The organism is Streptomyces sp. NPDC002669, assembly GCF_042889165.1.
Classification (GTDB): domain Bacteria; phylum Actinomycetota; class Actinomycetes; order Streptomycetales; family Streptomycetaceae; genus Streptomyces.
The window spans coordinates 134,448-157,621 of sequence record NZ_JBIAQQ010000011.1; the positions used below are offsets into that span (position 1 = coordinate 134,448).

At 71.2% G+C, this 23,174-nt stretch carries 21 protein-coding genes and 1 riboswitch; of the genes, 10 read left to right on the forward strand and 11 right to left on the reverse strand.

Annotated elements, in window-relative coordinates; translation table 11 throughout:
• Positions 1–29 precede the first annotated feature (29 nt).
• Together ACFYW1_RS18740 and ACFYW1_RS18745 are read right to left on the reverse strand one after the other, a co-directional pair.
• Entirely contained in the window at positions 30–1,610 is a 1,581-nt protein-coding gene (locus tag ACFYW1_RS18740) for a M4 family metallopeptidase (protein ID WP_388993745.1), read from the reverse strand.
• A gap of 487 nt (positions 1,611–2,097) precedes the next feature.
• The gene (locus tag ACFYW1_RS18745) at positions 2,098–2,673 is read right to left on the reverse strand and encodes a TerD family protein (RefSeq protein WP_388993748.1); all 576 of its coding nucleotides are present in this window, start codon (positions 2,671–2,673) and stop codon (positions 2,098–2,100) included.
• A gap of 255 nt (positions 2,674–2,928) precedes the next feature.
• Between ACFYW1_RS18745 and arfB the strand changes: the two genes are divergently transcribed.
• Positions 2,929–3,363: an alternative ribosome rescue aminoacyl-tRNA hydrolase ArfB gene (gene arfB, locus ACFYW1_RS18750; RefSeq protein ID WP_388993751.1), complete on the forward strand. Its 435-nt coding sequence runs from the start codon at positions 2,929–2,931 to the stop codon at positions 3,361–3,363.
• Positions 3,364–3,469: 106 nt separating this feature from the next.
• Here arfB and ACFYW1_RS18755 read toward each other — a convergent pair whose 3' ends face one another.
• Positions 3,470–3,976, reverse strand: a complete 507-nt coding sequence (locus ACFYW1_RS18755; protein WP_388993754.1) for a flavin reductase family protein — start codon at positions 3,974–3,976, stop codon at positions 3,470–3,472.
• 424 nt (positions 3,977–4,400) lie between these two features.
• On the opposite strand from ACFYW1_RS18755, the gene cdgB reads away from it, so the two are divergent.
• Positions 4,401–6,044 (forward strand): diguanylate cyclase CdgB, encoded by a 1,644-nt coding sequence (gene cdgB, locus ACFYW1_RS18760; RefSeq protein WP_388993757.1) that lies wholly within the window; start codon positions 4,401–4,403, stop codon positions 6,042–6,044.
• 152 nt (positions 6,045–6,196) lie between these two features.
• Positions 6,197–7,159 (forward strand): CBM35 domain-containing protein, encoded by a 963-nt coding sequence (locus ACFYW1_RS18765; protein ID WP_388993760.1) that lies wholly within the window; start codon positions 6,197–6,199, stop codon positions 7,157–7,159.
• 93 nt (positions 7,160–7,252) lie between these two features.
• Here ACFYW1_RS18765 and ACFYW1_RS18770 read toward each other — a convergent pair whose 3' ends face one another.
• The 6 genes from ACFYW1_RS18770 to ACFYW1_RS18795 all read right to left on the reverse strand — a co-directional run bounded on the left by ACFYW1_RS18770 (position 7,253) and on the right by ACFYW1_RS18795 (position 13,142).
• Positions 7,253–7,618: a peptidase inhibitor family I36 protein gene (locus tag ACFYW1_RS18770; protein ID WP_388993763.1), complete on the reverse strand. Its 366-nt coding sequence runs from the start codon at positions 7,616–7,618 to the stop codon at positions 7,253–7,255.
• Between the two features lie 202 nt (positions 7,619–7,820).
• A complete protein-coding gene (locus ACFYW1_RS18775) occupies positions 7,821–8,672 on the reverse strand; it encodes a ketose-bisphosphate aldolase (protein WP_388993766.1) in 852 nt (283 codons plus the stop codon).
• Positions 8,673–8,737: 65 nt separating this feature from the next.
• Complete coding sequence (locus ACFYW1_RS18780; RefSeq protein ID WP_388993769.1) at positions 8,738–9,709, reverse strand: 1-phosphofructokinase family hexose kinase; 972 nt, start codon at positions 9,707–9,709, stop codon at positions 8,738–8,740.
• 229 nt (positions 9,710–9,938) lie between these two features.
• Positions 9,939–11,093 carry an N-acetylglucosamine-6-phosphate deacetylase gene (nagA, locus tag ACFYW1_RS18785; RefSeq protein ID WP_388993772.1) on the reverse strand — a complete coding sequence of 385 codons (1,155 nt, stop codon included), beginning with the start codon at positions 11,091–11,093 and terminating at the stop codon, positions 9,939–9,941.
• The gene (locus ACFYW1_RS18790; protein ID WP_388993775.1) at positions 11,093–12,025 is read right to left on the reverse strand and encodes an ROK family protein; all 933 of its coding nucleotides are present in this window, start codon (positions 12,023–12,025) and stop codon (positions 11,093–11,095) included. Before ACFYW1_RS18790 ends, nagA begins: the two co-directional genes overlap by 1 nt.
• Positions 12,026–12,233: 208 nt before the next feature.
• The gene (locus ACFYW1_RS18795; RefSeq protein ID WP_388993778.1) at positions 12,234–13,142 is read right to left on the reverse strand and encodes an SIS domain-containing protein; all 909 of its coding nucleotides are present in this window, start codon (positions 13,140–13,142) and stop codon (positions 12,234–12,236) included.
• 278 nt (positions 13,143–13,420) lie between these two features.
• Here ACFYW1_RS18795 and ACFYW1_RS18800 point away from each other — a divergent pair, with 278 nt between their 5' ends.
• From ACFYW1_RS18800 to otsB, 3 genes are all read left to right on the forward strand, one after another.
• Complete coding sequence (locus tag ACFYW1_RS18800) at positions 13,421–14,710, forward strand: extracellular solute-binding protein (protein WP_388993781.1); 1,290 nt, start codon at positions 13,421–13,423, stop codon at positions 14,708–14,710.
• 80 nt (positions 14,711–14,790) lie between these two features.
• Positions 14,791–15,048, forward strand: a complete 258-nt coding sequence (locus tag ACFYW1_RS18805; RefSeq protein WP_356930560.1) for a DUF3263 domain-containing protein — start codon at positions 14,791–14,793, stop codon at positions 15,046–15,048.
• Positions 15,049–15,297: 249 nt separating this feature from the next.
• Positions 15,298–16,188, forward strand: coding sequence for a trehalose-phosphatase (gene otsB, locus ACFYW1_RS18810; protein ID WP_388993785.1), 891 nt, complete (start codon positions 15,298–15,300; stop codon positions 16,186–16,188).
• A 43-nt stretch (positions 16,189–16,231) separates the two neighbouring features.
• Here otsB and ACFYW1_RS18815 read toward each other — a convergent pair whose 3' ends face one another.
• Both ACFYW1_RS18815 and ACFYW1_RS18820 read right to left on the reverse strand, forming a co-directional pair.
• Positions 16,232–17,635, reverse strand: a complete 1,404-nt coding sequence (locus ACFYW1_RS18815; RefSeq protein WP_388993788.1) for a trehalose-6-phosphate synthase — start codon at positions 17,633–17,635, stop codon at positions 16,232–16,234.
• A gap of 54 nt (positions 17,636–17,689) precedes the next feature.
• The gene (locus tag ACFYW1_RS18820) at positions 17,690–18,652 is read right to left on the reverse strand and encodes a glucosyl-3-phosphoglycerate synthase (protein WP_388993791.1); all 963 of its coding nucleotides are present in this window, start codon (positions 18,650–18,652) and stop codon (positions 17,690–17,692) included.
• 154 nt (positions 18,653–18,806) lie between these two features.
• A riboswitch (SAM riboswitch) is annotated at positions 18,807–18,934 on the forward strand.
• Between the two features lie 18 nt (positions 18,935–18,952).
• Here ACFYW1_RS18820 and thrC point away from each other — a divergent pair.
• From thrC to groL, 4 genes are all read left to right on the forward strand, one after another.
• Complete coding sequence (thrC, locus tag ACFYW1_RS18825; protein ID WP_388993794.1) at positions 18,953–20,245, forward strand: threonine synthase; 1,293 nt, start codon at positions 18,953–18,955, stop codon at positions 20,243–20,245.
• Positions 20,246–20,276: 31 nt separating this feature from the next.
• Positions 20,277–20,555 carry a ubiquitin-like small modifier protein 1 gene (locus tag ACFYW1_RS18830; RefSeq protein ID WP_388993797.1) on the forward strand — a complete coding sequence of 93 codons (279 nt, stop codon included), beginning with the start codon at positions 20,277–20,279 and terminating at the stop codon, positions 20,553–20,555.
• Between the two features lie 445 nt (positions 20,556–21,000).
• A complete protein-coding gene (locus tag ACFYW1_RS18835) occupies positions 21,001–21,207 on the forward strand; it encodes a cold-shock protein (protein WP_003967346.1) in 207 nt (68 codons plus the stop codon).
• A 336-nt stretch (positions 21,208–21,543) separates the two neighbouring features.
• The gene (gene groL / locus ACFYW1_RS18840) at positions 21,544–23,166 is read left to right on the forward strand and encodes a chaperonin GroEL (RefSeq protein ID WP_072487928.1); all 1,623 of its coding nucleotides are present in this window, start codon (positions 21,544–21,546) and stop codon (positions 23,164–23,166) included.
• The last annotated feature ends 8 nt before the right edge of the window (positions 23,167–23,174 follow it).

The following is a 23,174-nucleotide window of genomic DNA, read 5'->3' on the forward strand; positions in this document are numbered from 1 at the left end:
CTTTCCCGCTTCCCTGCCCCGCGGCCGGGCTACTTCACGTTGACGCCGCTCCAGGCGGCCTGGACGGCCGTGAGCTCGGCGCTGTCCGCCCCGTACAGGTCGGTCGCCGCCTTCTCGGTCGCCTCACGGGCGCCCGCGTAGTCGGTGGAGGACGTCATGTACTCGGCGAGGGCCTTGTACCAGATCTGGACGGCCTTGTCCCGGCCGATGCCGGTGACGGTCGAGCCGTCGGAGGTCGGGGAGTCGTAGTCGACCCCGTTGATGGTCTTCGCGCCGCTGCCCTCGGACAGCAGGTAGAAGAAGTGGTTGGCGACACCGGAGGAGTAGTGCACGTCGAGGTCGCCGACGCTGCTGTCCCAGTAGTCGGCCGAGCCGCCGTCCTTGCTGGGCTTGTCCATGTAGCGCAGCGGGGTGCCGTCGCCGTTGATGTCGATCTTCTCGCCGATGAGGTAGTCGCCGACGTCCGTGCTGTTGTCGGCGGAGAACTCCACCGAGGTGCCGAGGATGTCGCTGGTCGCCTCGTTCAGGCCGCCGGACTCGCCGAAGTAGTCGAGGTTGGCGGTGGACGCGGTCAGGCCGTGGCTCATCTCGTGGCCCGCGACATCGATGGCGGTCAGCGCGCTCTTGTTGTCGGCGCCGTCGCCGTACGTCATGCAGAAGCAGCTGTCGTCCCAGAACGCGTTGACGTACGCGTCGCCGTAGTGGACCCGCGAGTACGCGGCCTTGCCGTCACCGGCGATGCCCTCGCGGCCGAACGCCGACTTGTAGAAGTCCCAGGTCTTCGCGGCGCCGTAGGCGGCGTCCACGGCGGCGGTCTGGCGGTCGCCGCCGGTGCCGTCGCCCCAGGTGTCGTCGTCGTCCGTGACGAGGTCGCCGGTGCCGCTCTCGCCCTGGTTCAGGTCGTACGTCTTGTGGCCGCCGCGCTCGCCGTCGGTCAGCTCGAAGCCGGAGCCGCTCTCGGTGGTCGTGAGGTCGACGTCGCCGCTGTACTGGCTGTGGCCGACGCCGGTCTCGATCGCCTCGAACCTCCGGAGCTCCTTGCCGGTGTTCGCGTCGGTGATGATGTGCATCCTGCTCGGCGTGCCGTCCTTCTGCACGCCCTTCTTCACCGTTTCGAGGGCGAGGACGGGCTTGCCGCCGCTCGCCCAGATCACCTTGCGCGCGGCGGCCGCGGTCTTGATCTTCGCCGTCGTGGACGGCACGGCTATCCGCGCCTCGGTGGCCTTGGTGACGCCCTTGAGCTTCCCGCCGGCGGCGGTGTGGGTGACGAGGTCGCCGCCGAGGACCGGCAGCCCGGCGTAGGTGCGCTCGTAGCGGGTGTGGACGGTGCCGTCGGCGTCCTTGATCACGTCACGGACGATCAGCTTCTCCTTGCCGCCGAGCCCGAGGGACTCGGCGGCCGAAGCGACCTCGGACTGGGCGGACTTGATGGCGGCGGTGCGCTGCGATGCCTTGTTCGCGCCGAAGGGGACGACGCTGCGAGTGGCGGAGGGACCGTCAGTTCCGTTGTCCGGCGAGGCGTTGGCCGAACCGGTCTGGACGCCGACGACGACCATCGCGGCCACGGCGGCCAGGGCAGCGGCGCGACGGGTGTTCATGTGGGGGGTCATACGTTCTCCGTTGCTCGTTCCCGTGGGGGGTTACGAGCGGAGAGCGTGCCACCGAAAGACCAAGATTGACGGAGTGCTGACAAATACCTCACATTTTTTTGACCACCTCTTGTCCGAATGGAATACGCCTCTGTTCGTTATTCGACAGGGGAGTTGGACACGGCGGACATCGCGGGGCATGACGGGCGTGCCGGAACCGGCGGCCGGGCCGACGACCTGGGACGAGGGAGACGGGGGCTCCGGTCGTGGGGCCGGTGCGAAGGTCGTGGGGTCCGTGCGAAGAAAAGCGGCGGAAAGGGGGAGGCCGGGGAAAGCGGGAGGAGCGGCGCGGGGAATGGGGGAGCGCGTCCGGGAAAAAGGGTCGGTCCGGTTCGCGGGCACGAAAAACCCCCGGCCGTGACGGCCGGGGGTTTTTCCGTTCCGTGCCCGGGGGCCGGATCACCCGCGTCTGGCACCGGGCGCCGGGAACCCCGTGTCGGGGGTCGGCTCAGATGTTGACGCCGAAGTCCTGGGCGATGCCGCGCAGGCCCGAGGCGTAGCCCTGGCCCACGGCGCGGAACTTCCACTCCGCACCGTTGCGGTAGAGCTCGCCGAAGACCATGGCGGTCTCGGTGGCGGCGTCCTCGCTCAGGTCGTAACGGGCGATCTCCGCGCCGCCGGCCTGGTTGATGATGCGGATGAACGCGTTGCGCACCTGGCCGAAGTTCTGGCTGCGGTTCTCGGCGTCGTAGATGGAGACAGGGAAGACGATCTTGTCGACGTCGGCCGGCAGGCCCGCCAGGTTGACGTTGATCTGCTCGTCGTCGCCCTCGCCCTGGCCCGTGACGTTGTCACCGGTGTGGACGATGGTCTGGTCCGGCGTCGACTTGTTGTTGAAGAAGACGAAGTGGCCGTCGGAGACGACCTTGCCCGCCGGGTTGACCGCGATCGCCGAGGCGTCGAGGTCGAAGTCGGTGCCGGTGGTGGTACGGACGTCCCAGCCGAGGCCGACCGTGACGGCGGTCAGGCCCGGGGCCTCCTTGGTGAGGGAGACGTTGCCGCCCTTGGACAGGCTTACAGCCATGGGAAGTCCCTTTCATCGTCGAGTGCGGGCTTCATGTCATCACGAAGCTACCGTCACAGGTCATAACGCGAGCGGGGGACCGTGAGGTTCCTGCTCCCTTTGCTTTCTTTACCGAAGTACCTCCGGTCGGCCCCGGCCACCCGGCGGCGCCCCGTGTCCGGCGACCGGCGCGGCGTGACGGAAGTGCGGCGTCCGGTGCGGTGCGACGGAAGTGCGGCGTAAAGAAGGTGACGGACACCCCGCGGGCCGGGGAACATGGGTGTCATGTCCGGGCCCTATGTCATCCGCGGCTCGGTCTCCCTGCCGGAGGCCGAGCTCATGTGGCGTTTCTCGCGGTCCTCCGGGCCCGGCGGGCAGCACGTCAACACCAGCGATTCCCAGGTGGAGCTGCGCTTCGACCTCGCGGCGACCGAGGCGCTCCCCGAGGTGTGGAAGGAGCGGGCCCTCCAGCGCCTGGAGAGCCGGCTCGTGGGCGGGGTGATCTCCGTACGGGCCTCCGAGCACCGCTCCCAGTGGCGCAACCGCGAGACGGCCCTCGTCCGGCTCGCCTCGCTGCTGGCCGAGGCGACGGCGCCGCCCCCCAGGCCGCGCCGCAAGACCAGGATCCCGCGGGGGATCAACGAGCGGCGGCTGCGCGAGAAGAAGCAGCGCGGCGAGACGAAGCGCGGCCGCTCCGGCCGCGACTGGTGACGACGCCCCCACGCCCGTCCCCACGCACCGCGCACGCCTCATTCGTACGGTGAGGTCACCACCCCCGTGACGCCCCGCCCGCGCCCATGGCGCCCGGCGGTCCCGCTCAGCCCAGCTGCCGGTAGTTCCCCCGGAAGTACATCAGTGGCTCTCCGCCCTCGCGCGGCAGGCCCGTGCTCAGCACCCGGCCGATGACCAGTGTGTGATCGCCCGCCAGCACCCGCTGCTCGGTGCGGCACTCCAGCGTGGCCAGCGCGCCGCCGATCAGCGGTGCGCCGGTGAACTCCCCCCGCGTGCCGGGCAGGTCCTGGAACAGCAGCCGGTCGCTGATCCGGCCCTTCATCGCGAACCGGCCGGCCACCTGCCGCTGGTCCTCGGCGAGCACGGAGACCGCCCACAGCGGCTGCTCCGCCAGCAGGTCGTCCATCCGGGAGTCGTTGCGCAGGCTGACCATCACCAGGGGCGGGTCCAGCGACACCGACATGAAGGCGGTCGCCGTCATGCCGACGTCCTCGCCGCGGCCGTGCTCGTCCAGCGGCGGTTCCTGGGCGGTGACCAGCACCACTCCGGCCGCCAGGCGGGAGAGCGCGGCCCGGAACTCATCGTTGCTCACCCCCTCAGCATGGGGGACGGACGGGGTACGCGGGGCGGGGGGCTTCGTCTGCAACACATCCGGAACGCTAGCCGCGCGCCGCACCGTGCCACATCGGGCCAGGGGACCAGCCGGGTCCTAGGTCCCCGGCCCCGTCGGGCGGCCGGCATGGCAACGGACCCGGGAACGGGCCCGGGTCCGGGGCCGGATCCGGGGCTGGGTCCCGGCACTGCAACGCCCGGATTTGCGTTCAAGAAAAGGACGGGACGGCCCCGGGGCCCCTCGCGCCCCTTTACGATCTGTTGTGACTTGAGTCACAGAGTGCAATATTAGTTGACCCTGTGTACCGACTGCACAGCTCACTGTGATTCAGTTGTGGTGACACTGCAGTAAGTACGTCGATATGAAACCTGGAGTGCTGTCGAGGTCTCGGGGAGTGCGAGCAATGGAGGCCGAGTCGGAGCCGTATGTCCGTCTTGCGACGATGCGGCAGCTGCACCAGGCCGTCGCCGATCTCAACACGGCGCGGAGCCTGGCCGACACGCTGCAGACCGTGGCCGACGGAATCGTCGGCGGCCTCGGTTACGAGCTGGCCTGCGTGAACATGGTCCGCCCCGACGGCGATCTCGTGGTCGCCGCCTTCGCGGGCAACAGCGCCGCGGAAGCGCTGATCACCGGCCGGGTCGGTTCCCGCGCCTCCTGGGAGCGCAGGCTGGCGATGGGTCAGGCGTGGGACGAGCTGCGGTTCATACCGCACACCGACGGCTGGGTCCTCCTCGACGACGACGTGCCGCAGTGGCACACCGACGGGCCCGATCCCCGCTTCGAGGACGAGTGGCACCCCCAGGACCGCCTCTACGCCCCGATGTACGCGTCCGGCGGCAGGTTCGACCTCCTCGGCGTCATCTCCGTGGACCGCCCCCGCAACGGCCGCCGACCCGGCGCCTGGGGCCGGGAGGCCCTCCAGATGTACGCGTCGCAGGCGGCCATTGCGATCAGCAACGCCAAGCTGAGAGCAAACATGCAGCGGGCGCTGGTCCGGCTGGAGCGGGAACAGCAGGCGCTGCGGGCCAGCGAGGAGTCCTTCCGGCAGGCGTTCGAGTACGCCCCCAGCGGCATGGCCATCGCCGAGCTGGGCGGCGACCAGCACGGCCGGCTGCTGCGCACCAACGACGCCCTGTGCCGGCTGCTCGGCCGCCCCGCCTCCGTCCTGCGCCGCTACTCCTTCGCCGACCTCGTCCACCCCGAGGACATCGGCACCCTGCTGCGGACCTCCGCCGAGGGCGGCCGGACCGAGCTGCGGCTCGGCCGGCGCGACGGCTCCTACCTCTGGGTCTCGCTGCGCAACTCCGTCGTCGCCGACACCGCCGACGGCCCCCGCTTCCTGCTCACCCACGTCGAGGACATAGAGGAGCGCAAGCGGCACGAGCTGCACCTCGCGCACCGGGCCTCGCACGACGCGCTCACCGGCCTGCCCAACAGCGCCGAACTGCGCTCCCGGCTGGGCGCCCGGCTCTGCGACCGCCCGCACGAGGCCGCCACCTCCCCGGTCGGGGCGCTGGACGCGGCCTACGGCGACCACGACGACCCGGAGTCCCGGGCGCACGGCTACGAGGTGGACCCGGCACCCGGCGGCCCGTACGACCACCATGTGCACGCCGTCGCGCCCGAGGAGGGCAAGGACGACGGCACGAAGGGACTCGCGGTCCTCTTCTGCGACCTGGACGGCTTCAAGTCGATCAACGACCGTTTCGGCCACCACACCGGTGACGCGGTGCTGATCGAGGTCGCCCGGCGGCTGGCCGCCTGCGTCCGCGACGGCGACACCGTCGCCCGGCTCGGGGGCGACGAGTTCGTCGTCCTCGCCGACGGCCTCGGCGCCGCGGATGCCGCAGACCTGGCCGTACGCCTGCGCAACGCCATCATTCCGCCCATCCGGGTCGACGGCCGGGCGGTGCGCGTCGGGGCCAGCTTCGGCATCGGCTGGGCCGCCTGCGGGATGACGGCGGAAGAGGTGCTGCGCTCCGCCGACCAGCGGATGTACATCGAGAAGCGGTCCCGGGCGAAGGTTCACCGCAGGGCCGGCTGACGTTCATGACCACGTGGTTCCCGGGCTCCGGAGCGCTTCAGGGACCTGCGGCGACAATTCTTGGTGTGGTCCGTTCGGGGTAGGCTCGGCCGGTCGGCCACGGCTGGCAGCATTCGGCGACGGCTGGCGAGATGGTGAGGAGTGACCCAGGGATGACGGCCGGGAACAACGGCGAAAACAAGCCCGAGGACGACGATCCGTTCGGCTACCTGTACGAGGACGGACAGGCGGCGGGTGCCCAGCCGCCACGCCAGGGCGGCTACGGCTACCCGGGCCCGGCGGCCCCGCAGCCGGGCGTGCCCCGTACCTCGTACAACCAGGTGCGCACCGTCGGCGAGCGCCAGTACGGCCAGCAGCAGGTCCCGCAGCAGCAGGCGTACGGCCGGCCGAACGCGCAGTACGCCGCCCCGGAGACCTACCCCGGAGCCGCCACCGCCCCGCAGCAGGCCGCCCACGGTCGTGCCGGCGGCCCCTCCGGCAAGGGCGGTCCGAACACCAAGGGCCTGCTGATCGGCGCGGTCGCGGTGGTCCTGGTCGTGCTCATCGGCATCGGCGCCGCGCTGCTCGGCGGCGACGACGACAAGGACAAGAAGAAGGACGAGGCGACCTCCTCCGCGGGCACCGGCACGGAGGTCGAGGAGTCCCCGAAGCCGAAGCAGTCCGCCAGCTCCGAGGCGCCGGTCGAGCTGCCGAAGCAGGACGCGGCGACGCTGAAGCTCGGCGGCGCGGCGGTGGTCAGCCAGTCGATCAAGGGCGCGGAAGGCCCGAACGGCTCGTACGTCACGGGCTTCAACCAGGTCGGGGCGTCCGTGACGTGGAACGCGGCGATGGAGAAGGAAGGCCGGTACCGCTTGACGGTGCGCTACGCGATCCCCGCCAAGGACGCCAACGCAACGCTGACGGTGAACGGGAAGCCGAATTCGCAGCCCATCGGCCTCAAGAACTTCATCCACTCGTCCGACTCGGACTGGGAAAAGAACTGGCAGACCACCTGGGCGCCGATCGACCTGATCAAGGGTGAGAACGAGGTCAGCATCTCGTGCCAGGACGGCAATCAGTGCGACGTGATCCTGGACTGGCTGCAAGTCACCCCCGCGAAGGGGCCGAAGGGCTAGCCCGTCGAGGGCGGACGCCCTGCGGCCCCTCCTGGGGTCCGAACCCTGAAGCCGAGGGAGGGCCGTGTCCTGAGAGGTGCGGAGGCGGCGAGGCTAATTGCGCCAGACCTCAACCCCCGTGGCGGTGGAACCGGTGTCGTCCGAGTAGGTGCCCGGCTTCAGGGTGAGCAGCTCGGTGCCTTGGCCGCAGCCGGTGCTGATGTGCCAGAGCACGATGCGATAGGACGTCTGGTTCGAGACGGACCGGGCGGTTTTGAGGGGGTAGCAGCCGGGTTCCTGGGAGTAGACGGTCCTGGTTCCGGTCCTGTTCGTTCCCGACCACCCGCAGAAGTGCCCTTTGGGGCAGGTACGGGGATCAGCCGCCGTGGCCGGGGTGATGAAGGTGCCGCTCAGCAACACCCCGGCCACAGTCACGGTTGTCAGGCTTTTCCCGAGCACGCCCATGTGAGGTTCCCTCATCCGATGACTTCCTCGCGGGGGGAATCCGGGTAGATCTTTCGCGGATCCCGCCTTTTGAGTAAAGGTGCGACAAGAGCGTCGGCCTGAAACCGTTCTTGGCCCATTGGCGTGATCCATCACGGGTTTTCCCGGCCCGGGAGTGCCCTGGTCAGGTGGATGGTTCCCTTCGTGTTCGGCGCGCGCGACGTGCCGCGTGCCGCGCTCAGCCCATCAGGGCCAGGAAGTTCGCCACCGTCGTGGCCATTGCCTCGCGGCCCGGGGCGATGTACTTGCGCGGGTCGACGCCGGTGGTGTCCTCGGCGAGGTAGGCGCGGACCGCGCCGGTGAAGGCGGTGTTCAGGGCCGTGCCGACGTTGATCTTGACCATGCCGGAGGAGGCGACGGCCCGGCGGATCTCCTCGTCCGGGACGCCGCTGGAGCCGTGGAGCACCAGGGGGACCGGGACCGCGTCGCGGAGTCGGCCGATCAGTTCGTGGTCCAGGGCGGCGGTGCGTTCGGTCATGGCGTGGGAGGAGCCGACCGCGACGGCCAGCGCGTCCACGCCGGTGTCGCGGACGTACGCGGCGGCCTCGTCCGGGTCGGTCCGGACGCCGGGGGCGTGGGCGTCGAGCGGGGCCTCGCCCTCCTTGCCGCCGACCTTGCCGAGTTCGGCCTCGATCCAGATGCCGTGCTCGTGGCCCCAGGCCACCGCGGCGGCCGTGGCGCGCACGTTCTCCTCGTACGACAGCTTGGACGCGTCGAACATGACGGAGCCGAAGCCCTCGTCGTGCGCCCGGTGCAGCAGGTCCACGGACTCGACGTGGTCGAGGTGGAGCGCGAGCGGGGCGTCGGAGGTGCGGGCGACGGCGGCGGCCGCGGCGGCTATGGCGGAGAGCCGGCCGCCGTGGAACTTCACGGCGTTCTCGGAGATCTGCAGGACGGCGGGCGCCCCGGCGCGTTCCGCGCCGGCCGCGATGGCCTCGGAGTGCTCCAGCGTGATGACGTTGAAGGCGGCGATCCCGCGTCCCCCGGCCTGGGCGGCGGAGACGAGTTCACCGGTGCTGACGAGCGGCATGCTGACCTCTTGGTGCTTCTTCGGGCCCCCGCGCGGGCGGTGGGTCCGGGACGGGCGCGGCCCTGTCAGGCCGCCGGTGCGTGTTCCTCGACGACGACGCGCGGCAGCAGCTCCTCGTACGCCGCGCGGTCGAAGTCACCGGCTGTCGGGGCGAGCACGGTCGCCGTCGACAGTGCCACCGCCCGCCGCAGCCGGTCCGGCCAGCCCAGCCCCTCGACGAGGCCGGACAGCAGCCCGGCCACTGCGGAGTCGCCCGCGCCGGTCGGATTGCCCAGGACCTTGGCGGGCGGCTTCGCCTGCCAGGTCCCGTCGGGGGTGACCGCCAGCACGCCGTCCGGACCCAGCGAGGCGATGACCCCGTGCGCGCCCCGGCGGCGGGCGTCGCGGGTGGCGCGCAGCGGATCGCGGGAGCCGGTGAGCTGGGCCAGCTCGTCGGCGTTCGGCTTGATCAGGTCGGGGCGGGCGGCGATGCCGCGGCGCAGCGGTTCGCCGCTGGTGTCCAGGAGCACGGGGACGCCGGCGGCGCGGGCCGGGCGGACCAGTTCGGCGTAGGCGCCGACGTGGATGCCGGGCGGCAGGCTGCCGCAGAGCGCGACGGCGTCGGCCCCGGCGAGGAGCTCCTCGTACCGGCCGAGGAAGGCGGTCCACTCGTCGGCGGTGACGAGCGGGCCGGGTTCGTTGAGCTGGGTGGTGTCGCCGGTGGTCCGGTCGACGACGGCGATCGTGCGACGGGTGTTCCCGGCGACGGTGACGAGGGCGTCGGTGATCGGCGCGGGTGCGGTCCCGGGGGCCGGGGTGCCGGACCCGTCGGGCGAGTGCCCGGCCAGCAGTTCGCGCAGCACGGCCCCGGTGGAGCCCCCGGCGAAACCGGTGACCGTGGTCTCGTGGCCGAGGGCGGACAGCACCCGGGCCACGTTGAGCCCCTTGCCGCCGGGGCGCTCGGAGATGTCGCCGACGCGGTGACTGGTGTGCGGGACGAGCTTGGGGACGTCGTACGTCAGGTCGAGTGCCGTATTCAGCGTGACCGTCAGGATCACCGCGGCCGCTCCCCCGATCCCTGTCCGAGCGCGAAACCGTGGATGGTATGCGCTTACTGGCTGTTTCCCAGGCGATCATGCCAAAGAGGTGACGGTCGGCCCAGACCCCCGGACCAACCGCCGTCTCTTCGTTACGTACCCCCGGGGCCGTGCGTCACGTACCCCGGGGCCGTCCGTCACATGCCCCGGGCCGTGCGTCGCGTGTCCCGGCGGCGGCCCGCCGGATCCGTCAGCCGAGCCGGGGCTCGACGATCCACTCGCCCTTGCGCATGACGCCCCGGAGCGCGAAGTCCGCGTCCAGGACCACCAGGTCGGCGTCCTTGCCCGGCTCCAGCGAGCCGACCCGGTCGTACACGCCGAGCAGCCGCGCCGGGTTGGCGGAGATGGACTCCACGACGTCGCCGACCGGGATCCGGTCGATGGTCACGGCCCGGTGGAACGCGGTGTCCAGGGTGAGCGTGGAGCCCGCGATCGAGTTGCCCTCGACCAGCCGTGCGACGCCGTCCTTGACCTCGACCGCGAGCGGGCCGAGCTGGTACCGGCCGTCGCCGAAGCCGGCCGCGTCCATCGCGTCGGTGATCAGCGCGACGCGGTGCGCGCCCGCGTGGTGGTAGGCCAGTTCCAGGGCGGCGGGGTGCAGGTGCGTGCCGTCGTTGATCAGCTCGACGGTGACCCGCTCGTCCTCCAGGAGGGCGGCGATCGGGCCGGGGTCGCGGTGGGCGAGCGGCGGCATGGCGTTGAACAGGTGCGTGGCGACGGTGGCGCCCGCGTCGATCGCCTCGACGGTCTGCTCGTACGTGGCGTCGGTGTGGCCGATGGCCGCGATCACGCCGTGCTCGGCGAGCAGCCGCACCGAGTCGATGCCGCCCGGGAGTTCGGTGGCGAGGGTGAACATCTTCGCGGTGCCGCGGGCCGCGTCCATCAGCTTGCGGACCTCGGCCGGGTCCGGGTGGCGCAGCAGGTCCTCGCTGTGCGCGCCCTTGCGGCACGGCGAGATGAACGGCCCCTCGAAGTGGATGCCGGCCAGGTCGCCCTGCTCGACCAGCTCGGACAGGACGCCGGCCCGGTGGGCGAGGAAGTCCATCTCGCCGGTGACCGTGGAGGCGACCAGGGTGGTGGTGCCGTGCTCGCGGTGGGTGCGGATGCCGGTGAGGACCTCGTCCACGGTGCCGGAGGTGAAGGACGCGCCGCCACCGCCGTGGTTGTGCATGTCGACGAAGCCGGGAACCACCCAGTGGCCGCTCAGGTCGAGGGTGGGGGCGTCCGGTGCCGCGCTGCCCGCGATCCGGGTGCCTTCGACGATCACCCGGCCGTCCTCGACGGTCCCGGTGGGAAGCACCACCCGGGCACCTGCGAGAACCGTGCTGTCTGCGCGTGCGGCCATCAGGCGGATACCTCCGTGGAGAGAAGATCCCAGGCGAGCAGCCCTGCGCCCAGGCATCCGGCGGTGTCCCCGAGGGCCGCCGGGACGATGTGGGGCAGCTTCTGGAACGTGACCCGTTCCTCGACGGCCGCACGGAGTGGTGTGAACAAGGTTTCCCCGGCCTCGGCGAGGCCGCCACCGATGATGAGCGTGCTCGGGTCGAGCAGCGTCAGCGCGGTGACCAGCCCGGCGGCGAGTGCGTCGACCGCGTCGCGCCAGACCTCCTCGGCCGCGGGGTCGCCGGACTCGACGGCCTTCGCGCAGTCCGCCGCGTCCGCCTCCGGATCGCCGGACGCGGCGGCCCAGGCGCGGCTGACGGCGGCGGCGGAGGCCAGGGTCTCCAGGCAACCGCGCTGTCCGCAGCCGCAGTCCGGCCCGTCCGGCCGGACCACGATGTGCCCGATCTCGCCCGCGTACCCGTGCGCGCCCGCCTCGATCGTGCCCGCGATGCCGATGGCCCCGGCGATGCCGGTGCCCAGCGGTACGAAGAGGAAGCGGTCGGCGTCCCTGCCCGCGCCGATCCGGCCCTCGGCGAGCCCGCCGGTGCGCACGTCGTGGCCGAGCGCGACGGGCAGACCGCCGAGCCGCCGGCCGAGCAACTGCCGCATGGGCACGTCGCGCCAGCCCAGGTTCGCGGCGTAGACCGCGATCCCGTTGTCGGCGTCGACGATGCCGGGCACGGCGACCCCGGCCGCGACGGCGCTCTCGCCGAAGTGCTCCTCGCCGTACGCCCGCAGGTCCGCGGCGAAGGAGAGGATCGATTCCACGACGGCCTCGGCGCCGCGCTTCCGGTCCGTCGCCCGCCGCGCCTCGTGCAGCAGGGTGCCGTCGGCCCCGACCAGTGCGGCCTTCATTCCGGTGCCGCCCACATCGAGGGCGATGACGTGTTTCACGGGAAACAGTCTCGCCCGAGGAATCAAAAAGGTCTAGTCCACTATCCCGGTTTGTTGCGCGTCCATACAAAATCACGACCACACCATTGCGACCTCTTGGGGCGCCGCTTCAGGACGTGTCGGGACGCCCCGGTGCACGTCGGTACGCTCCAGTACGCGTCGGTACGTGTGAGTACGTCCCGGTACGGTCCGGGCGCCCCGGGACGGGTCAGGGCGAAAGGATCACGCTGCGCGTGAGGTTGCGCGGGCGGTCCGGGTCGTACCCCTTCGACTCCGCCAGCTCCACCGCCAGCCGCTGCGCCCGGATCAGGTCCGCCATCGGATCGGCCGAGGGGTGCGCGACCAGCGTGCCGCCCACCCGGGCCACGTCACCGGCGAGCCCCTCCGGCAGCCGGCCGAACACCCAGGCCACCCGGTGCGGCCCGGTGATCGAGATCGGGCCGTGGCGGTACTCCATCGCCGGGTACGACTCCGTCCAGACGCCGGCCGCCTCGCGCATCTTCAGCCCGGCCTCCTGCGCCAGCCCGTACGTCCAGCCGCGCCCCAGGAACGTCCACTGCTCGGCCGAGACCACCGCCTCGTCCAGCGGCTCGGTCACCGCCAGTTCCGCGTCCACCGCGGCGTCGGCCACCGTCTTCACCCCGGCCGGAAGCGGACCCGACGCCTCCAGGCCGGCCCGCAGAAAGGCCAGCGCGGTGGTGGCGAACCGGGTCTGGACCACTGAATCCTCGTCCGCCCAGTCCAGTACGGCCACCGCGTCGGCGGCGTCCATGACCGGGGTGCCCGGATCGGCGGTCAGCGCGACCGTGGCGACCCTGCCGCGCAGTTCGCCCAGCAGTTCCAGCACCTCGGTCGTCGTGCCGGAGCGGGTGATCGCCACCACCCGGTCGTACGGCCGCCCGACCGGGAACTCCGAGGAGGGGTACGCGTCCGTCTCGCCCTGCCCGGCCGCCTCGCGCAGTGCCGCGTAGGCGATGGCCATGAACCAGGAGGTGCCGCAGCCGGTGACCGCGACGCGCTCGCCCGGCCTCGGCAGCCCGTCGAACACCGCCCCCGCCTTCGCGGCGCGCCGCCAGCAGTCGGGCTGGGTGGCGATTTCTGCTGCGGTACGCGACATGCGGAACGGCTCCTTGCGGCGGGGGCGGGACGGTGCGGGCGGGGCGGGAGTACGGGTGCGAGCCCGTGCCCGTACCGGGAGAAGGGGTCCGCACCCGAACCTACTTAGCAGTAGGCCCAGTTCGAGAGCAATGCCCCGGCGGGGCGCCCGGCACACCTGTCCCGTACGTTGCGAAAGCGATACCGACTTTGGTGTAGACCTTCGGCGAACTCCTGGGGCAGGATCGCAGCTCATTCAGGGACCCCCGGCGGCGTGGCCGACGCGGACGATGCTTATGGATGAGGACGGTCTGGGCTGTGCGGTTGCGCTACCGGATACTGACCGCGGTCGTGACCGCGCTGGGCATGACGACACTGGCGGGCTGCGGGGGCGGGGGCGGCGGCAGCGGCTCGGGGGACGTCACCCTCAGGCTCGTCGCGGCCGACTACGGCACCGGCCCCGCCAACAGTTCCGAGAAGTACTGGAACAGGATCGTGAAGGGCTTCGAGGAGACCCACCCCGGCATCAGGGTCGACGTCAGCGTCCGCCCCTGGAAGGGCATCGACCGCGAGGTCGCCGAACTGGTGAAGAAGGGGCAGGCCCCCGACATCGCCCAGATCGCCTCGTACGCCGACTACGCCAGGGCCGGCAAGCTCTACCGGGCCGACGAGATGCTCTCCATCCGGGCCCAGGCCAACTTCCTGCCGCGGCTGGCCGAGGCGGGCAGCGTGGACCGCACCCAGTACGGACTGCCGTTCGTCGCCAGCACCCGGCTGCTCTTCTACAACAAGAAGCTCTTCGCGCAGGCGGGCCTCGACGCCCCGCGGACCTGGGACGACATCCGCACCGACGCGACGCTGCTCGGGCAGCGCGGGGTGGCCTACCCGTTCGCCCTGCCGCTCGGCCAGGAGGAGGCCCAGGCCGAGACCATGATGTGGCTGCTCGGCGGGAAGGGCGGCTACCTCGACGACAGCGGCTCGTACGACATCGACTCGGCCGAGAACGCCGAGACTCTCGAATGGCTGAAAACGAATCTGGTCGGCCGGGGACTCGTCGGCCCCGTCGCTCCCGGGAAACTCGACCGGGCGAAGGCGTTCGCCGCGTTCACCGACGGCGAGGTCGGCATGCTGAACGGTCACCCGACGCTGATGCAGGAGGCCGAGCGCAAGGGCGTGTCCGTCGGCATGGTGCCGATGCCCGGCGCCGACGGCCCCGCCAAGGGCTCGCTGGGCGTGGCCGACTGGATCATGGGCTTCAAGCAGAACGGCCACCGCGCGGAACTGGGCAAGTTCTTCGACTACCTGTTCACCGACAAGAACGTCATCGACTTCGCCGACGCCTACGACCTGCTCCCGACCACCGACAGCGCCTCGGCGGCCATGGAGTCCGACCCCGCGTACAAGCCGCTGTGGAAGTTCCTGGCCGCGCTGCCGGAATCGGAGTTCTACCCGTACGGCAAGACCTCCTGGGCCCGGACCAGCGAGTCGATCAAGGAGAACATCGGCGGGGCGGTCGAACCGGGCGGCAGCCCCGGGAGCACGCTGGGGCGGATCGCGCGCGACGCGGCCGAGGCGGAGCACGGGAAGTAGGGCGTCACCCGGCGGGCGGGGCCCCGGGGCCCCGCCCTCGGCAGGTGGCGGTCCGCCGGACGGGCGTTATGTTGGCTGATATGACCGCCCCCACGCACGGCCCCGACGACCCGGACGGACTCTCCGACAGGGACCGCGCCGTGCTCGCCGTCGAACGGCAGTCGTGGGCGGGCCCCGGCGCGAAGGAGCGGGCCATCCGCGAGCAGCTCGGCATCTCGCCCACGCGCTACTACCAGCTGCTGAACGCGCTCCTCGACGACCGCCGCGCCCTGGCGGAGGACCCGGTGACGGTCAACCGCCTGCGCCGGGTGCGCGACGCGCGACGGGACCGCCGCTGAGGCACGCCCCCGGAGGGCGGCGCCCCCGGAACGCCGCAACGGGTTCGGCCCCGGGCCCCGGCTCGGAGGGCCCGGCAGTAGGTCCCGCGGCGTTGTCGTCGATCACCATGGCTCCTTCCCCGAGCTCTCGGCTTCGCTTGAGCAGGGGAGACCCCATCTGCTTCAATCCTCCGCCTTGCGATGCACGCACCCCAGCCCCGCTCCTTCATCCGCGCCACCTACTACCGGGCCCTCTTATAAGCTCGGCCCATGGGCAGCAACCCGGAAGAACGCGCACCCGCGTCCGCGCCGAGCGAGATCCCGTCCGAGCTCCCGACCCCCACCACCGCACCGGGCCGGGAGGCTCTCGCCGCGATTCTCGCGCGCCCCGAGCGCGCCGTTGTCGCGCTCGACTTCGACGGCACCCTCGCCGACATCGTCCCCGACCCGGAACAGGCCCGCGCCCACCCCGGCGCCGTCCCCGCACTGGCCGCGCTCGCCCCGAAGGTGGCCTCCGTCGCCGTGATCACCGGCCGCCCGGCCGGGGTCGCGGTCCGGCACGGCGGCTTCGCCGGGGTCCCGGGCCTCGACCACCTCGTCGTCCTCGGCCACTACGGCGCCGAACGCTGGGACGCCGTCACCGGCACCGTCCACGCCCCGCCCCCGCACCCCGGCCTCGCCGCGGCCCGCGCCGAACTCCCCGGCGTGCTGGACCGGGCCGGCTCCTGGCACGGCACCTGGACCGAGGAGAAGGGGCGGGCGATCGCCGTCCACACCCGCCGCGCCTCCGACCCGCAGGCCGCGTTCGAGGCCCTGCGCGCCCCCCTGGGCGAGCTGGCCGCCCGGCACGGACTCGTCGTGGAGCCCGGCAAGCTCGTCCTGGAGCTGCGCCCGCCGGGCGTGGACAAGGGCGTCGCGCTCGCCCGGTACGTACGGGAGACGGACGCCGGGTCCGTCCTGTACGCGGGCGACGACCTCGGCGACCTCGCGGCGTACGCCGCGGTGGAGAAGCTCCGTACCGCGGGCCCCGACGGCGTCCCGGGACTGCTGGTGTGCAGCGGCGGCGCGGAGGTGCCGGAACTGGCGGCCCTGGCCGACCTGCGCCTGGCCGGCCCGGCCGCGGTCGTCGGCTTCCTGGCGGCCCTGGCCGCACACGTCTGAACCGGCCGGGACCCCACGAACGGCACCGCGTTGCGGCGGGGCCTCAGCCCTGCCGCAACGCGTCCAGCTGCTCCAGGAACCACTGCTGCGGCGGCAGCGCGACCGCCGCCGCGGCCAGCCGCTCCGTGCGCGCGGCCCGCTCGTCCTCCGCCATCGTCAGCGCCTCGTGCAGCGCCGCCGCCGTCGCGGAGACGTCGTACGGGTTCACCACCACCGCGTCGCCGCCCAGCTCCTCGTACGCCCCCGCCTCCCGCGACAGCACCAGCGCGCAGCCGTGGTCGGAGACCACCGGGATCTCCTTGGCGACCAGGTTCATGCCGTCGCGGATCGGGTTGACGAGCGCCACGTCGGCCAGCCGGTACGCGGCGAGCGAGCGGGCGAAGTCGTCCTTGACGTGCAGCACCACCGGCGTCCAGCCCGCCGTGCCGTACACGGCGTTGATCTCCTCGGCGACCCGCCGTACCTCGTCCGTGTAGTCCCGGTACACCGCGAGGTCCTGCCGGGAGGGGTACGCGAACGCCACGTGGACCACCCGCTCCCGCCACTCGGGGCGGTCGTCGAGGAGTGCCCGGTAGGCGAGCAGGCCGCGCACGATGTTCTTGGAGAGCTCCGTCCGGTCCACCCGTACGATCGTCCTCCGGCCGGGGCCCGTCTGCTCGCGCAGTGCCGCCATCCGCTCGTCCACGTCCGCCTCGTGCGCGCGGCGGCGCAGGAAGTCCGCGTCCGCGCCGAGGCCGTGCACCCCGATCTCGGTCCGGCCGGTGCCGCCCACGATCCGGGTGCAGCAGTCGGCGAACGCGTCGGCCCAGCGCCGGGTCAGGAAGGCCGCCCGGTCCGCGCCCAGGATGCCGCGCAGCAACTGCTCGGCGATGTCGTCGGGCAGCAGCCGGAAGTAGTCGACGGGCGCCCACGGGGTGTGCGAGAAGTGCCCGATCCGCAGGTCGGGGCGGAGCGCGCGGAGCATGCCGGGCACCAGCGCCAGGTGGTAGTCCTGCACCAGCACCGCCGCGCCCCGCCCGGCCTCCTCGGCGAGCGCCTCGGCGAAGGCCCGGTTGTAGGTCTCGAACGAGGCCCACTGCCGCCGGAACTCCGCGTCGAAGACCGGCTCCAGCGGGGTCTGGTACAGCATGTGGTGGACGAACCAGAGCACCGAGTTCGCGACGCCGTTGTACGCGTCCGCGTGGACGTCCGCGTCGATGTCGAGCATCCGCACGCCCGGCTCGCCGACCCCGCGCCGGACCGCCTCGCGGTCCCCGTCGCCGAGCGCGGCGCACACCCACAGCTTGTCCTCGACGGCGCTCAGCCCGGAGACCAGGCCCCCGCCGCCCCGTCTCGCGTCGAGCGCCCCGTCCTCGCCCAGGGCGTACGACACCGGGCCGCGGTTGGACGCGACGAGGACCTGGGCGGAGGGCCGGGCAGGGGGCTGGGCTTCGTGGTCGGAGGCCATGTTGCGGAATCTAGCCCGATCACGAACCGCCCAAACGTGCGAAGTCGGGCCGGTTCAGGCCGCGCGGCGCGAAACGTACTCCTCGATCTCGCGCATCGGGGGCCGCTCCTCGGTGTCCACGGCGTGGGTGCGCGGCACGAAGCCGTCCGCGCCGCGCTCGAACTGGGTGAGCTCGGGGCGCACCAAGTGGCCGCGGGACAGCCGCAGTTGCGCGGTCCGGTAGATCGTCGCCGCCATCCGGCCCAGCGCCTGCCCGTCCTGGTGCCGGTGCCTGCGCACCCCCACGTCCACCTGGGCCAGCGCGTCCAGTCCCACCGTGTGCAGGGCATCGACCAGCAGTCCCAGTTCCACTCCGTAGCCGACGGGGAACGGCAGCTGTTCGAGCAGGGAGCGGCGCACGGCGTACTCGCCGCCCAGCGGCTGGACGAAACCGGCCAGCTGCGGCCAGTGCAGATTGAGCAGCGGGCGGGCCACCAGCTCGGTCACCCGGCCCCCCTGGGCCGCCGTCCCGCCGGTGTCGTCCCCGAAGGGGCGGTCGTACATCGCCTTCACGAACTGCACGTCCGGGTCGGTCAGCAGCGGGCCGACGATGCCGGAGACGAAGTCCGCCGAGAAGTCCTTCAGGTCGGCGTCGACGAAGCAGACGATGTCGCCACCGGTGACCAGGAGGGACCGCCACAGCACCTCGCCCTTGCCGGGCACGGCCGGTATCCGGGGGAGTATCGCGTCACGGTGCACCACCCGGGCGCCGGCCTCCCGGGCCACCCGGGAGGTGGCGTCGGTGGAACCGGAGTCGATCACCACGAGCTCGTCGACCAGGGGGACCTTCTCCATCAGCTCGCGCCGGATCGTCGTGACGATGTCGCCGACCGTCGCCTCCTCGTCGAGCGCGGGCAGCACCACGCTCACGCTCCCGCGGCGCGGATCCCCGGCCTTGGCGGCCAGCAGACGCTCCAACGGACGGTCGGCGGCCGACCAGGATCGCCCGGCCAGCCAGCGTTCGACCTCTTCCAGCACGGTCGGTACTCCCTGTTGTGTGATCCATCTCGCGGTTCGGACTGCTGTCTCGGCAGCCTGGTGCTTCGGTTACAGTCTTGAACAACGCGGATGACCGTCGCATGTCGGGGTCCATCTGCCAATAAACGCCCGGATCGAAGATCCGGTGCCAAAGAGCTCATCCAGAGGGACTGAGGGAACGGCCCGTTGAAGTCCCGGCAACCCTCCTGCCGACCGCGAGGTCACGGTGGGGAAGGTGCCAATTCCGTCTTGTGGCGAAGTGCGTCACAAGGAAGATGAGGAGAAAGGGCCTCCGCCATCATGGCTGTGCAGACCGTTGCAGCGAACACCGAATCCTCCGTCGACCTCGGCCCCGCCGCGGCGCTTTCCTGCCGCGAGTGCAAAGAGCGTTTCGACCTCGGCCCCATCTTCGCCTGCGCGTCCTGTTTCGGACCGCTCGAAGTGGCGTACGACCTGCCGAGCGGTTCCCCCGAGGAGCTGAGGAAGCGCATCGAGGCCGGCCCGAACAACATCTGGCGCTACGCGCCGCTGCTGCCGGTCCCCGCGGACGTCGCGGACAAGCCCAACATCAACCCCGGCTTCACCAAGCTGGTCAAGGCCGACAACCTCGCCCGCGAGCTGGGCGTCACCGGCGGCCTGTACGTCAAGGACGACTCCGGCAACCCGACGCACTCCTTCAAGGACCGGGTCGTCGCGATCGCCGTCGAGGCCGCCCGCGCCTTCGGCTTCACCACCCTGTCCTGCTCCTCCACCGGCAACCTCGCCGGAGCGGTCGGCGCCGCCGCCGCCCGCGCGGGCTTCCGCTCCTGCGTGTTCATCCCGCACGACCTGGAGCAGGGCAAGGTCGTCATGGCCGCGGTGTACGGCGGTGAGCTGGTCGGCATCGAGGGCAACTACGACGACGTCAACCGCTTCTGCTCGGAGCTCATCGGCGACCCGCTCGGCGAGGGCTGGGGCTTCGTCAACGTCAACCTCCGGCCGTACTACGGCGAGGGCTCCAAGACCCTGGCGTACGAGATCTGCGAGCAGCTCGGCTGGCGGCTGCCGGACCAGATCGTCATCCCGATCGCGTCCGGATCGCAGCTCACGAAGATCGACAAGGGGCTCCAGGAGCTGATCGGGCTCGGTCTGGTCGAGGACAAGCCGTACAAGATCTTCGGCGCCCAGGCCGAGGGCTGCTCCCCGGTCTCCGCCGCCTTCAAGGCCGGTCACGACGTCGTACGGCCGCAGAAGCCGAACACCATCGCCAAGTCCCTGGCCATCGGCAACCCGGCCGACGGCCCGTACGTCCTGGACATCGCCCGCCGCACCGGCGGCGCGGTGGAGGACGTGGACGACGAGCAGGTGGTCGACGCCATCAAGCTGCTGGCCCGCACCGAGGGGATCTTCGCGGAGACGGCGGGCGGGGTGACGGTCGGCGTGACGAAGAAGCTCATCGAGGCCGGTGTCATCGACCCGACGCTGACCACCGTCGTCCTCAACACGGGCGACGGCCTCAAGACCCTCGACGCGGTGGCCGCCACCTCGCAGGCGACCGCGACGATCCGCCCCAGCCTGGACGCGTTCCGCGCCGCGGGCCTCGCCACCAGCTGACCACCCCGGACTCCAGGAAAGGCACCCGATCATGAGCGTGAACGTCCGCATCCCCACCATTCTCCGCACCTACACGGGCGGCCGGGCCGAGGTCCCGGCGGAGGGCACGACCCTCTCCCAGGTCATCGAGTCCCTGGAGAAGGACCACCCGGGCATCGCCGCCCGCGTCCTGGACGACCAGGGCAAGCTGCGCCGCTTCGTGAACGTCTACGTCAACGACGACGACGTGCGCTTCGAGAACGGTCTGGAGACGGCCACGCCGGACGGCGCCGGCATCTCGATCATCCCGGCCGTCGCGGGCGGCTGCTGACACCGCGTCGGGTCGCGGACCGAATCACCCGAACGGAATTGCCCTCTCCGGTTTCAAACCTCTCCGGGTTTGAAACGGAGGGGGCAATTCTGCATGGTTGAGCGCGGTAGAGTGTGGGAAGTCCCCCCAGCTGCCCGCACCGCCTGCATATGAGAATGCGCCGCGTCGCGACAAGAAGCAGCCAAAGTGCTCGAACCCCTTGCGCCATAAGTCACTTTTGTCTGGCCCGACTTGCCCTGGAATCTCACCAATTCCACATATTCGGGCGTTCGGCGCTGTCGAGAATTCTCGTCCGATTGACCTGTTGCAGAGGGCAGTTGGGCAGATACATTCAGCCGCGGTCGACGCGTTCCGGCGCACGCACCCTCTCCTGTCGGAGGGTGGGTTCTGACCCGGGACCGCGAAGTGCGGCCCCGCGCAAGGGCCAGTAATAGGGGAGTTAGGCATGGCTCAGGGCACCGTCAAGTGGTTCAACGCGGAGAAGGGGTACGGCTTCATCGCGGTCGACGGTGGTGCGGATGTTTTCGTCCACTACAGCGCGATCCAGATGGACGGGTACCGCACCCTCGAAGAGGGTCAGCGAGTTGAGTTCGAGATCTCGCAGGGCCAGAAGGGGCCCCAGGCGGACATGGTCAAGCTCGCCGTCGGCTGAGTACGACGCGGTCGGCCACCGACACCACTCACGCACCGAGGTCCGTACCCCCCCAGGGGTACGGACCTCGGTGCGTTCCGGCGCGCCGGAACGCCTCCCCGTCCCCGTCGCCCGGCCGTCGTTCCCCGCCGGGCCTTCCTCGAAGGCGCTTGCACTCTCCATGGTCGAGTGCTAATTATTGGCGTTAGCACTCTCCAGGTGAGAGTGACAGAACTTGGATCGGGCCGGTGAGGCCCGCAGGCCGGCGGGGCAAGGAACCACCGGTCACGCAGGCCGTCCGTCGCGGGCGCCTCCCGGTCCGGAGAAATCCACCCCTGTCCGGGAGGACCACTTCACATGGCCAAGATCATCGCGTTCGACGAGGAGGCCCGGCGCGGTCTCGAGCGCGGCATGAACCAGCTCGCCGACGCCGTCAAGGTCACCCTTGGCCCCAAGGGTCGCAACGTCGTCCTTGAGAAGAAGTGGGGCGCCCCCACGATCACCAACGATGGTGTTTCCATCGCCAAGGAGATCGAGCTGGAGGACCCGTACGAGAAGATCGGTGCGGAGCTGGTCAAGGAGGTCGCCAAGAAGACGGACGACGTCGCCGGCGACGGTACGACCACCGCCACCGTTCTGGCCCAGGCGCTCGTCCGCGAGGGTCTGCGCAACGTCGCCGCGGGTGCCAACCCGATGGCCCTCAAGCGGGGCATCGAGAAGGCCGTCGAGGCCGTCTCCGCCGCCCTCCTGGAGCAGGCGAAGGATGTCGAGACCAAGGAGCAGATCGCTTCCACGGCCTCCATCTCCGCCGCCGACACCCAGATCGGCGAGCTCATCGCCGAGGCCATGGACAAGGTCGGCAAGGAAGGCGTCATCACCGTCGAGGAGTCCCAGACCTTCGGTCTGGAGCTCGAGCTCACCGAGGGCATGCGCTTCGACAAGGGCTACATCTCGGCGTACTTCGCCACCGACATGGAGCGCATGGAGTCGTCCCTCGACGACCCGTACATCCTGATCGTGAACTCCAAGGTCAGCAACGTGAAGGACCTCCTTCCGCTGCTGGAGAAGGTCATGCAGTCCGGCAAGCCGCTGCTGATCATCGCCGAGGACGTCGAGGGCGAGGCCCTGTCGACCCTGGTCGTCAACAAGATCCGTGGCACCTTCAAGTCCGTCGCCGTCAAGGCCCCGGGCTTCGGTGACCGCCGCAAGGCCATGCTCGGCGACATCGCCATCCTCACCGGTGGCACCGTCATCTCCGAGGAGGTCGGCCTCAAGCTGGAGAACGCCGGTCTCGACCTGCTCGGCCGCGCCCGCAAGGTCGTCATCACCAAGGACGAGACGACGATCGTCGACGGTGCCGGTGACAGCGACCAGGTCCAGGGCCGCGTCAACCAGATCCGTGCCGAGATCGAGAACAGCGACTCGGACTACGACCGCGAGAAGCTCCAGGAGCGCCTCGCGAAGCTGGCCGGCGGCGTGGCCGTCATCAAGGCCGGTGCCGCGACCGAGGTCGAGCTCAAGGAGCGCAAGCACCGCATCGAGGACGCGGTGCGCAACGCCAAGGCCGCCGTCGAGGAGGGCATCGTCGCCGGTGGTGGCGTGGCTCTGCTCCAGGCCTCGGCCGTCTTCGAGAAGCTGGAGCTCTCGGGTGACGAGGCGACCGGCGCCAACGCCGTGAAGCTGGCCCTGGAGGCCCCGCTGAAGCAGATCGCCGTCAATGGTGGTCTCGAAGGCGGCGTCGTCGTCGAGAAGGTGCGCAACCTGGCCGTCGGCCACGGTCTGAACGCCGCGACCGGCGAGTACGTCGACATGATCGCCGAGGGCATCCTCGACCCGGCGAAGGTCACGCGTTCCGCCCTGCAGAACGCCGCGTCCATCGCCGCGCTGTTCCTCACCACCGAGGCCGTCATCGCCGACAAGCCGGAGAAGGCCGCCGCGGCCGCTCCGGGCGGCATGCCGGGCGGTGACATGGACTTCTGATCCTGACG